Origin of the sequence: Burkholderia sp. Ac-20344, from assembly GCF_017104975.1 — a bacterium.
In the GTDB taxonomy this organism is placed as follows: domain Bacteria; phylum Pseudomonadota; class Gammaproteobacteria; order Burkholderiales; family Burkholderiaceae; genus Burkholderia.
Map to the genome: position 1 here is coordinate 24,655 of NZ_JAAGPP010000090.1, position 12,336 is coordinate 36,990.

The 12,336-nt window shown below is 71.2% G+C and carries 5 protein-coding genes; all 5 read right to left on the reverse strand.

Features of this window, described 5'->3' with window-relative positions; all coding sequences use genetic code 11:
- Positions 1-5: 5 nt before the first annotated feature.
- The gene (locus G3N64_RS24765; RefSeq protein ID WP_205786271.1) at positions 6-1,775 is read right to left on the reverse strand and encodes an ABC transporter ATP-binding protein; all 1,770 of its coding nucleotides are present in this window, start codon (positions 1,773-1,775) and stop codon (positions 6-8) included.
- A complete protein-coding gene (locus tag G3N64_RS24770; RefSeq protein WP_205786266.1) occupies positions 1,775-3,496 on the reverse strand; it encodes an ABC transporter ATP-binding protein in 1,722 nt (573 codons plus the stop codon). The genes G3N64_RS24765 and G3N64_RS24770 overlap by 1 nt, the downstream gene beginning before the upstream one ends.
- Positions 3,493-4,545: a Gfo/Idh/MocA family oxidoreductase gene (locus G3N64_RS24775; protein ID WP_205786267.1), complete on the reverse strand. Its 1,053-nt coding sequence runs from the start codon at positions 4,543-4,545 to the stop codon at positions 3,493-3,495. Before G3N64_RS24775 ends, G3N64_RS24770 begins: the two co-directional genes overlap by 4 nt.
- Positions 4,542-10,010, reverse strand: a complete 5,469-nt coding sequence (locus G3N64_RS24780; protein ID WP_205786268.1) for a non-ribosomal peptide synthetase — start codon at positions 10,008-10,010, stop codon at positions 4,542-4,544. Before G3N64_RS24780 ends, G3N64_RS24775 begins: the two co-directional genes overlap by 4 nt.
- On the reverse strand, positions 10,007-12,336 hold a 2,330-nt coding region (locus G3N64_RS24785; protein ID WP_205786269.1), incomplete at its 5' end, for an AMP-binding protein. The genes G3N64_RS24785 and G3N64_RS24780, both read right to left, overlap by 4 nt.

Genomic DNA, 12,336 nt, shown 5'->3' on the forward strand with positions numbered 1-12,336 from the left:
TCACGTCAGTGTTCGTGTTCGGATTCCGCCGGCCGGGTTTCCACGTCCGGATCGGCCGACGATGGCGCGTCGAGCGGCCGCCCGGCGCGGGCGAACGTCGCGTACCACGCATCGGTCTCGACAAGCTGCGCGTGCGTACCGGTCGCCCGCACCCGGCCCGCGTCGAGCACGACGATCGTGTCGGCCGCCGCCGCGAGCGCCGGCTGGTGCGTGACGACGATGCGCGTGCGCTGCCCGCGCAGCGCGACGAGGCTGTCGCGCACGCGCCGCGCGCTCAGCTCGTCGAGGCTCGCGGTCGGCTCGTCGAACATCAGCACCGGCGCACGCGCGAGCAGCGCGCGCGCCAGGCACGCACGCTGGCGCTGCCCGCCCGACAGCAACTGGCCGCCCGGCCCCACGTCGGATTCGAGCCCGTCCGGCAATCGCTCGGCGTCGCGCAGCAGGCCGACCGCGTCCAGCGCGTCGCGCAGTTCGGCATCGGTCGCATCCGGGCGGCCCATCCGCACGTTCCACGCGAGGCTGCCGCGAAACAGCCCGTTGTCCTGGAACACGAGGTTGCGCGTCGCGGCGAGCATCGCCTCGCTCAGGTGCCGCACATCGGAGCGGCCGAGCAGCACGCGCCCGGCGCCCGGATCGTCGAGCCGTGCGAGCAGGCCCAGCAGCGTGCTCTTGCCGGCGCCCGTGGGGCCGACGATCGCGACGAAGCCGCCCGCCGGGCAATGCAGGTCGACGTTATCCAGCAGCGTCGCGCCGGTGGCCGAGCGGTAGCCGACGCGCACCGCGTCGACACTCGCATCGTGTACCGGCGTGCCGCGCTCGGGGCTGTCGAAACGCGGCGCATGCAGCACCGCGAGCACGGTGTCGAGCGCGCGCCAGCCGCCGCGCAGCGCCTGGTCGAGCTGCGTGAGCTGCGCGAGCGGCTCGATGAAGCGCACGAGCAGCACGAGCACCGCGACGGCCGTCGCGGCATCGAGCCGGCCGGCCGAGACGGCCCATGCACCGCCGACCAGCATCGTGACGAACACGCCCTGCACCGCGCCCGCGAAGCCGAGCTCGATCGGCAGCGAACGCCGCATCAGCGCGCGCGTGCGGCGATGCTGTCCGTCGAACGCGTGCTGCAGCGCCGCGCGCGCATCGCCTTCCTGGCCCGCGAAGCGCAACAGCCCCTGATGCGCGGCGAAGGTCTGAAGCTGCACGGCCATGTCGCGATCGCCGGCCGCGCGATCCTGCTCGAACGCGAGCGTACGTGTGCCGCCGCGTTCGAGCAGCGCGAACAGCAGCACGGCCGCGGCCGCGAGGCACAGTGCGATGCGCCAGTCGATCCACGCGAGCCCTGCGACGACCGCGAGCGGTGTCACGACCGCGCCGATCAGCGGCCCGAGCAGGTGCGCCGGAATCCCCATCGCCTGCATGACCGGCCCGCGCAGCAGCCCGGCCGGATGACTGTCGCGCACGGCCTGCCACGACGCGATGCGCGGCAGGTGCCGCACGAGGCGTTCGACGAGACCAGCCGCGAGCGCGCCGCCCGCGCGATAGCCGCCGCGCTGCGCGACGTACAGCACGAACGCGTGGCACAGCGTCAGCGCGCCGAGCGCGATCGCCCAGTGCAGCGCGGCCGCATGCACGCCGGCGAACCATGCGCGGATCAACGGCACGAGCAGCAATCCGCAGGCGCCGTCGAGCCACGCAGCAGCCACCGCCCAGCCGACCCCGCGCCACAGCGCGCGGCGGGTTTCGGATGGCAGGCACTGCAAACGTTTGAGCGATTTCATCATCATGCGGCCTCCCCGCCTGCGGCAGCGCGTTCGCTCCATAGCCGCGCATACAGCCCGCGCGCGGCCAGCAGCGCCGCATGCGTGCCGCGCTCGACGATGCGGCCGCGATCCATCACGAGAATCTGGTTCGCATGCCGAATCGCGTCGAGATCGTGACTGACGATCACGCGCGTGCGCGCATCGCCGCGCAGCGCATTGCGCAATGCACGCCCGGTTTGCGGATCGAGCGCCGAGGCCGGTTCGTCGAGCAGCAGCAGCGGCGCCGGCGACAGCAACGCACGCGCAATCGCCAGGCGCTGCAGTTCGCCGCCGGACAGCCGCACGTCGCGCCCGCACACGCAGTCGTAGCCGCCCGGCAACGCGTCGATGCGCTCGTCGAGACAGGCCGCGCGAGCGGCTGCGCGAATCGCGTCGCGATCGGCATCGGGCCGGTAAAGCGCGATGTTCGCAGCAATCGACACGTCGAGTGCGGCCGCCTGCTGGAACACCATCGCCACCTGCGCGCGCCGCGTATCCGACGTGAGCAGCCGCAGATCGGCGCCACCGAGCCGCACCGTGCCGCGGTCCGGATCCATGAAGCGTGCAAACAGCATCAGCAGCGTGCTCTTGCCCGCGCCCGACGGCCCGACGATCGCGGTGGTCGTGCCGGCCGCGATCGTCGCGTCGATATCGCGCAGGATCGGCGTGCCGTCGATGTCGACGCTCACGCCGCACAGCTCGATCGACGCCTCGTGCGGCACCTGTGCTGCGCCATCAGCCGGCTCGGGCAGGCCCGGCTGCGCGAGCAACGCATCGAGACGTGCCGCGGCCGCACGCGCTTCGCGCAATGCGTCGGCACCGTGGCCGAGCGCACGCACCGGCGCGGCGACCGCCCAGGTCAGCAGCGCGAACGCGCACAGCTCACCGACCGGCAAGCGGCCGGCCGTCAGCCATGTCGCGCCGAACACGACCCACGCGAGCAGGAACGGTGTGCCGAGCAGCACCTGCGTGCAAGCGCCGGGCCCGCCGACGCGGCCGACCCACGCTGAAAACGCCTGTTCGAAGCGCCCGGTCGACGCGAGCGCAGCCGCCTCGATGCCGGCACCCGGATACTGCCGCACGAGCGCCGGGTTCTGCGCGAGCTGCGCGTAATCGCCCATCAGCTGTTCGAGTGCCGCGTTGCGTGCCGCAACGGCCGGGGCGAACCGCGCCGAACGCATCCGGCGAAACAGCGCGGCGCCCGCGACGAGTGGCACGAGCGCAAACGCGAGCAGCGCGGGATTCAGGTAAAGCAGGCACGCAAGCGCCGCGCACGGCACGACGATGAGTTGCGTGACGTCGGCCGGCGCGTGCGCGACGAGTTGATGCAGCGCGCGCACGTCCTGGTCGACGTGGCGCGCGACGCGATCGCTGCCCGCGCGTGCAAACCAGCCGAGCGGCAAGCGTTGCAGATGATCGGCGAGGCGCCTGCGCAAGCGGTCGGCGAGATCGGCGTCGACACGGTGCGTCAGGTGCAGCGCAACCGTCTGGCCGCCCAGCCAGCACACGCCGGCCACCACGGCCGCGACGAGCCAGCCGCGCGCCGTCGCGTCGAGCTGCGCCGTCGCGCGCCATGCATCGGCGACACGGCCGAGCGCGAGCCACGGCACGAGCGACGCGACACCCGCCAGCGCCTGCAGCAGGACCGCCGTCACGAGCGGCACCGCGAACGGCCGCAACATCGAAAGCAACGGCCCCTTCATGCGGCACGCTCCAGCAGCATGCCGAGGGTGGCCGCGCGCGCGTCGCCCGGCGGCTGCTCCGGAAAACCGAGCTGCATGGTCAGTTGCTGCCAGACGCGCGTCACGTCGACGCTGCGCTGGTTGCACGCCTGCAGCCCTTCCCCCGACACGAGCCGATCGACCGCGCGCACGGCCGCTTGCGGCCAGCTGCGCGCATGAATCGCGCCCCATGTATCGCGCGCATCGTCGCAGATCTGGATGCTCGGCATGTCGTCGCCCGTCGCATCGCCGAAGATCGGGAACAGCCCGTCGGCGTCCGTCGCCGGTTCGCGCAGCGCGGGCGCCCACCACAGCGGGCCATGCGGCGACGCGAGCGTCCATGTGCCGGCGTCCGTCGTCAGCGCGATGCCGAACAGCATGCTCATCCGGCCGTCGTCGGCCGCCGCCATCTCGTTGTGCACACGCAGCGAGACCGGTGTTTCGGCGAGCACCATCGCACATTCGCGCATCGACGACAGCGCCGGCCCGACCGGCTCGACCGACCACGGGCCCACGCCCTGCAGCGCGGCCGCGAGCACGTCGAGCGCCGCGAAACTGGCCTGCACCGAACACACGACATCCGCATGCACGGGCGCACTCGTTTCGCGCAGCCGCCGCGCGACGGCGATGAAGCGCGAGACGACCGGCAGGTTCGGATAGAAGCTGTTGAGCAGACAGCGGCGGCCATGACGCGACGCGGTGCGCAGCACGCGGTCCCATTCGTCAGGCAGCAGCGGATGCTCGATCACGACATCGATCCCGCGTTCGAGCAGCCGGCACGCGAGCGCGGCCCCGTCGGCGCCGCGCGCCGCGCCGCCGACTGCGACGCACGCGACGCGCACGTCCTCCGGCAGTGCTTCCGGACGATCGAACACGGGCGCGCCGACGCGCGCAGCCAGTGCGGCAGTACGTGCGCTGCCCTGCCCCAGGATGCCCGCGACACGATACGTGCCGGACGCAGCGAGGCCCGCCGCATAGAACTGGCCGAAGCGGGAGCCGGCCACGACGACCGGCAGCGGATGAACCTTCATTGCGCCTCCTTCAGGCGGGTGTCGACGAACGCGGCATTCAGACAGTCGAAATGACCGCCGGGGATATCGACGGACGTGATGCCGCCGAGCGCCTGCGCCGTCCAGTACGCGGTAAGCGCCACGCGCTGCTGCGGAATCAGCGGGTTGCAGCGCTCCGGCACGAACAGCCGCAGCGCACCTGCGTAGGGCGCGTCGCCGGCCCAGTGGCTCGCTTGCACCGAATGCATGAAGAGCCGGTACAGCCGTTCGCGTTCGTCGAGCAGCGGATGCGCGACCTCGTCCTGCATCGACAGTCCGGCGGCCGCGCGCAGCACGCGGCGGCGCAACGCGTCGAGCGGCTCGCAGCGATCGCCGAAGATCTCCAGCTGGGCCTGCAGGCTGCCGGGCGCGAGACGCGCGGGGTCGGCCTTCAACGCGTCGGCGAGCGCATCGGCCAGCACATACGTTTCCGGAAACCCGAGCGCGTCGAGCGGCAGCCCGAGCGTCGCCGCGAAGTTGAACAGCACGAGCCGTTCGTCTTCGATCAGGTACGGAATCCGGTAGCTCGACACGATGTCGAGCGTGCGCACTTCGACGCCGAGCTGTACCAGCGACTTCGCCATTTCGAGCGCGACCAGCCCGCCCGAGCAGTAGCCGAGCACGTCGACTTCGCGCACGCCGGTGCGCCACAGCGCATCCGCATAGCGCCGGCCAAGCGTCGCGTTCAGGTGGCGCGCCGGCACATCGAGATAGTCCTGCGCGTCGCGCACCGCGAAACCGAGCACCGGGCCGAGCCGTGCGAGTGCCGGCATGACCGGGCGATACGCATGCACGGTGCCGAGGCCTTCGTGCACGATCACGCGCGGCACGCCGTCGCCCGGCGCGAGCGGAATTGGCCTCACGTCGGCACGCACGCGGGGCGCAGGCGCGTGGATGACCGTCGATATCTGCGTCGTGCGCGGGGCGGCCGGTGACGTTGCGGCCGACGGCTGCTCGCCGGCATCGCGCAGGCATTGCGCGAACGCGGCGGGCGTCGGTTGCGCGAGCACCCAGCGCAGCAACCGGTCGAACGGATGCGCGTGCGCGAGCGGTTCCTCGCCGCGCAGCCGCGACACGAGCTGCGCAATCAACAGCGAATCGCCGCCCGCGGCAAAGAAGTCCTGGTCCGGCGTGACGTTGCGCGTATCGAGCACGGCTTCCCACAAGCCGATCAGCCGCGCCAGCAGCGGATCGGCTGCGGTCTGCACGTGGGCCGGCCGAGCCGCCGCCGGCTCCGGTTCGCGGATGTCGGCGATGCCGGCCAGCGTCCGGCGGTCGATCTTGCCGTTCGCGGTCACGGGCAGACGGTCGAGCACGCGCAATTGCGACGGCACCATGTAGCCCGGCACGCGCTCAGCGACGAACCCCAGCAGCGCGTCCGGCGCGATGCGTGCCGCACCGCGCTTCATGTGCGCAACCAGGATGTCGTAGCCGAGCGCGTCGAGCGGCGTGCCGGGCACCACGCAACCGAGCGCGCGATCGCCACCGTTCGACTGCAGCCATTCGAGCCACTGCGCGCGCGGCACGAACAACCTGGCCGACTCGGCGCGCGCGTCGTTCGGCGTTTCCATCATCAGCCCCTGGCTGATGCTGATCTCCGGATGCTCGGTCGTCAGTTCCTGGATCACCCACCACGCATCGGCCGCCGACAGCGCTCTCAACCCGGCGACCAGTGCAACCGTGTCGCGTGCATTGTTCAGCGCGCCGGAGCTGATCGTGACGTCGATCGAATGCGGTGCGATGCCCTGCGCATCGAACGGCGCGTTCATGTCGAACCGCACGAACCGCATCCACGGATACGCGGCAAAACGCTCGCGCGCCGCCGCGAGGAAATAGCTCGACACGTCGCTGAACAGGTAGTCGATCCGCGCGCCCGCTTCGACCAGCGGCGCGAGCGCGTCGACGATCGCCCGCGTCGCCGCGGCCGTTCCCGCACCGATTTCGAGGATGCGCCACGGGCGCTGCGGCTCGCGCGCAACGATCGCACGCACGGCCTGTGCCATCCCGTTGTGTAGTGCGTGCGCATGTTCGCCGCCGCTGTACATCGCGTCGGCGATATGCGATGCGCCTTCCGGGAACATCAGGCCGGCAGGCGACACGCTGCCGTCCACCTGCACGTCGATGCATCCCGCGCTGTCGCGGAAGTAGTCGACGAGGACGGCCGGCCACAGATCGGGCGACGCATCCTGCGCAAACGCGTCCCAGCATGCGTGCGCGTCGGCATGGCCGGCATCGGGCCGCAGACGCCAGCCGCCGTCTTCCGCATCCGCGTGCAGCACGCCGTGCTTGTCGAGCATCGCAAGCCAGTGGCGCAGCAGATGCTGTCGCGCCGCCGGCACGCGCAACCGTTCGCACAGCGTTGCCAGATCCGTCGGAGCATCTTCGGTCAGCGCACCCACCGGCACGATCCATGCGGCCAGCGACGCAACGCAGGCCGCTTCGAGCTGTGCGACCGACCGCGTCACGTCCGCATGCGCGGGCCAGCGCGCGGCGTCGAACGCCGTACGCACGTGCGTCGCAATCTCGTGCAGCGCGTCGTCCTGCGCCGACGGCTCCGCGCCGTGCAGCGACACGAAGCTCGCGAGCCGGCGCTCCGCGCCTTCGCCGAGCACGATCGTCGCGGCCGCGCCGACGAGCGGATGGGCGGTCAGCGCCGCATCGATCTCGGCCAGCTCGATCCGGTAGCCGCGGATCTTCACCTGATCGTCCTGCCGCCCAAGGAATTCGAGCGAGCCGTCAACGCGCACGCGTCCAAGGTCGCCGGTGCGGTAAAGCCTGCGCCCGTCGCGATGACGGATGAAGCGTTCGGCCGTTCGCACGGGATCGTTCGCGTAACCGGTCGCAAGCCCGACGCCGCCGATATGGATCTCGCCGCGCACGCCGGGCGGGCACGGCCGGCCGAGCGCGTCGAGCACTTCCATCGTCTGCCCGGTCAGCGCGCGGCCGTATGGAATGCTGGCAAGCTGCGTGTCTTCCGGACGGATCGGATGCTCGATCGACCAGATCGATGCCTCGGTCGCGCCGCCGAGACTGAACAGCGCGCTGTCGGGCCAGCGCCGCCACCAGCGCGTGGGCAGCGTCACCGGAATCCAGTCGCCCGACCACAGCACGCGGCGCGGGCCCGGCACGTCGAGCGCCGGTTCGCCTTCGAGATAATCGATCAGCATCTGCCCTTGCGCGGGCACCGAGTTCCACAGCGTCACGCGATGGCGCACCATCAGCTCGGCCCAGTGCGACGGATCATTGCCGCGTGCCGGATCGGGCAACACGATGCACGCGCCACGCGCGGTCGCACCGAAGAAATCGTAGACGGACAGGTCGAAGCTCAACTCGGCCAGGCCGAGCACCACGTCGCCGTCACCGACTTCATGGCGCGCGCTGATGTCGGCAAGCGTGTTGCACACGGCCGCGTGGCTCAGCATCACGCCCTTCGGTTCGCCGGTGGAACCCGACGTATAGATCACGTATGCGAGCGAGTCGCCGTCGATCTCATGCGCAGCGCGCGGCGGCCATTGCGGATCGATCGGCAACGCGTCGCTATCGATGCGCACGCAACCATCGTGTTCGAAGTCGAGCGCCTGCACGCTGACGACCGCACGCACCCGTGCATTGCGCAGGATCGCCTGTTGCCGTAGCGCCGGCTGGCGGCTGTCGACCGGTACGTACGCGGCGCCCGCCTGGACGATCGCGAGCACGGCCGCGAGCTGGTGTGCGCACTTCGGCATCAGCACGGCAACGGTGTCGCCCGCGCCGACACCGGCCTGCTCGAGCGCAGACCGCAGCGCCGCCGCGTGCTGCGCGACGTCGCGATACGTGCGCGCGCCCTGCGCATCGATCACCACCGGCGCATCGGGCGTACGCAACGCCTGTGCGGCGAAGCCGGCCGCGATGTGCGTATCCGCATCCGGATGGACCTCGGCGGCGTGCGCCTCGGACGGCAGCACGATGTCGCCTGCGCGCGACCACCATTCGGCATCGTCGGCGAGCCGGCCCAGCAGCGCGACGTACGCGTCGAACATCGCCGCGGGCATCCCGTCCGGAAACAGGTCGTCGCGCACGTCCCAGCCGATTTCCAGCCCGCCGAACTGATCGGTCACCTGGCAGTCGAGCCAGACCTGCGGCGTCTGGCTGATCATGTAGCGCGGCGGCTCGGCACGGGCCGCGTGCTCGCCGAGCAGCCGGCCCACGCTGCCGATACCGCTCGTGAACACCACCGGCATCAGCGCCGCATCCTTGCCGCGCCGCCGCGCGAGTTCGCGCATCACGTCGACGCCGGTCAATGCGCGATGATCGAGGTCGTCGAACATCCGCGCGCCGATCGTGTGGGCGCGCTCGACGAAATCGCGCCCTTGCGTCGCGTCGACCGCGAGCAGGCTCAGTGCTGTGAAATCGCCGAGCACCGCGTCGATGCGCGGATGCACGGGCGGCCGGTTCAACACCGTCAGGTTCAGGCAGAACGCGGGCGACTGGCTCCAGCGACCGACGACTTCGGCGAACGCGGCCAGCGCGACACTTGCTGCGCTCAGCCCGAAGCGGCTCGCGTGGCCGCTCAGCGCGGCCCATTGCGCACGATCGAGCCGTGCATGCCGATGCGTGAAGCGCGGCCGCGCGTGGGAGCGCATCGCGGGCACCACCGGCAGGTCTGGACGCGCCGGCAGATCGTCGATGCGCGCAAGCCACCACGCCTTGTCGCGCGCCTGATCGGCGCGCGTGCCGGCATGGGCTTCGTTGACGACGTAATCGCGAAACGTCGCGTCGAGCGGCGCAGGCTGCCATTGTGGATCGTCGTAACGGTGCCGCCATTCGGCGAGCAGCAATTGCAGGCTCGCGTAATCGATCAGCGTGAAATCGACCGACAGGTGCAGCACCGCGCCGTCCGGCCCGAGGCTCACCTCCGGTTGCAGCACCGGCCAGCGGTCGAGCGCATGCACCGCATGGTCGAGGCGTTCGCGCACGCGCTTCACGTGCGCGTCGAATACATGCGCGCCGGCGTCGCGCAGGTCGTGCACTGCGAGCGGCTGCCACGGCACGTCGGGCAGCACGCGCTGCCATGCGTTGTCCTCGACGATCGCGCGCAGCATCGGATGCCGCGCGACGCACGCATTCCACGCAGCCTCGAAGCGCACACAGTCGAGATCCGCGGGCTCGCCGTATTCGACGTACAGATGGCACGCATTGCCGCCGAACTCGAACGATTCGTGCCGGCCGAGCACATACGCGGCCTGCACCGGCGTCAGCGCGAAGCGCTCATGCCGGCGCGCGGGATCGCAGCGCCACGCGCCGTCCTGCAGGAAGCGGACGAACGCGTCGCGTTCGGCCTTGATGCGCGCGGCCAGGTCCGCATCGAGCGCACCGGCCGGCGCGCGATAGCGCAATTGGCCGCCGTCGTCGCACCACAGTTCGATCTGGCGTTCGCGGCAAAGATCGAGCACGTCATCGAAGCTCACAGCACGCCCTCCTCGATCGTCGCGACCGGCGCGGCGCCTTCGGCCTGCAAGGCCGGCGCGGCCGGTGCAGCCGGTGCGGCCTCATCGAGCTGCGCCGCGAGACCCGCGAGCGTCGGCTGCCGGTAGAACGCCGCCATCCCGATCCGCACGCCGAGCCGCTCGCGCAGTTGCGCGAGCAGGCGCGTCGCGAGCAGGCTGTCGCCGCCGAGCGCGAAGAACGTCGTGTCGCGCGCGTTCGCCGGGCGACCGAGCGCATGCTCCCAGCACCCGAGCAGCGTCGCCTGCCGTTCGTCGGCCGGCACGAACGCATCGTGCGCGGCTGGTGCGTCGCCGAGCGCCCGTGCGAGCGCATCGCCCACCGCCCGCCGATCGATCTTGCCGTTCGCGTTGAGCGGCCAGCGCGCGATGCACCACAGTGCATCGGGACGCATCGCGTCGGGCAACCGGTCGCGCAACCAGTCAGCCAGCGCCGCTTGCCCGGCCGGTTCGCCGACACGGCGCGCGTCGATGCACGCGAAGGCGTTCGAGCGCCAGCTCCGGGAATCTTCCAGCGCAAAGCCGCACGCGTGTGCCGCCGACGCCAGCGCATCGTGCGCAAACGGCCGCGGCAGCGACGCATCGCCCGTCACGCCCGCGACGAGTTCGCGCAGCGGCGAATCGCGCAGCACGTCGGCGAGCAGCAGGCGCCCCTTCTCCGCAAGCAACGCTGCCGCGATCCGGAACGTCTCGCGCGGATCGTCGCGCAGGTGCGCCGCCGCGAAACTGATCACGCAATCGAACCGGCCGAGATCGCGAGCGGGCAGCAGGCCGTCCTGCATCGCCTGCAACGCCGGCATCGTTTGTGTGAAGTACGCCTGCGCGTTGTGCAGCAGGCCTGGCGACGCATCGAATAGCGTCACGTCGAAGCGCGGATCGTCGAGCACGCCGAGCCCCGCATCGAACCATTGCCCGGCGCGCGCGTCGAGCACCGCGACCCGCAACGGTTCGTTCTGCGCAGCGGCCTGCGCCTGCAGCGCATCGCCAAACTGGCGCAGCGCGCGTGCGCCATCCGGCAGACGCGTCGCGAACGCCAGCGGCGCTATCCGTGGATCGAGCGGCACACGCCGCGCAGCGCCTTCAGGATCGGAAGCGAGCGCGCGCAGCGATCCGGTCAGGTCGTCGAGATCGGCGGCATGCCAGTCGAGCAGCTCGAGCGCGCCGTCGATCGAAATCGATACGTTATCCTTTGCATGCCAATACGCGCGCAGCGACGGCGGAAAGCCCGTATTGCCATCGAGCAGCCGCTCGGCGACCGCGTGCGCGACAACTGCTTCCGCGTGCACGGTATCGGCAAGGTCCGCTTCGGCGAGCGTGGGCGATGAGGGTGTTGCATCCGAGGCGCGATCGGCCGGCACGAACGCCGCGGCGATGCGCGCGGCTTCGCTGCCGACGACGCTCGCGCATGCACCGTCGATCTGCGGATGCGCAGCCAGCGCCGCCTCGATCTCGCCCAGTTCGATCCGGTGCCCGCGCACCTTCACCTGGCGATCCTCGCGCCCCAGGAATTCGAGCGTGCCGTCGGGCCAGTAGCGGCCACGGTCGCCGGTGCGATACCAGCGGCCCGACGCCTGCTGCACGAAGCGCTGCGCGGTCAGCTCGGGGTCGTTCCGGTAGCCGCGTGCGAGGCTGTCGCCGCCGATCAGCAGTTCGCCCGGCACGTAATCGGGCACATCGCGGCCGTCGGCATCGACGACGCGATACGCCTGCCCCGGCAACGGCCGGCCATACGGAATCGAACGCCAGTGCGGCGGCACGTTGCGCACCGTCTGCACGTTCGACCAGATGCCGGCTTCGGTCGCACCGCCGAGCGCATGGAACGCACAGGCGTCGCCGCACCGTTCGCGCAGGCGCGCCGGCAGGTCGAGCGCGATCCAGTCGCCGGACAGCAGCGCCGCGCGCACGCTGCGGCACGCGTCGGCCGCAGCGGGCACCGCCAGCGCCATTTCCAGCAGCGCGGGCGCCGAATTCCACAGCGTCACGCGATGCTGCGCGATCAGCTCGATCCAGCGCGCCGCGTCGCGCGCGTCATCCTGGGTCGGCAGCACGAGCTCGGCGCCGGCGCCGAGCACGCCGAACAGGTCGTACACCGACAGATCGAAATCGAGCGCCGATACCGCGAGCAAACGGTCTTGCGCACGCACGCCGAGCAGCACATCGATCGCATCGATCGTGTTGAGCGCCGCTGCGTGCGTCATCTCGACACCCTTCGGTACGCCCGTCGAACCGGACGTGTAGATCACGTACGCGGTGGCCTGCGGCGCCACCGCGAGCGGCGCGGCCAGCGGTG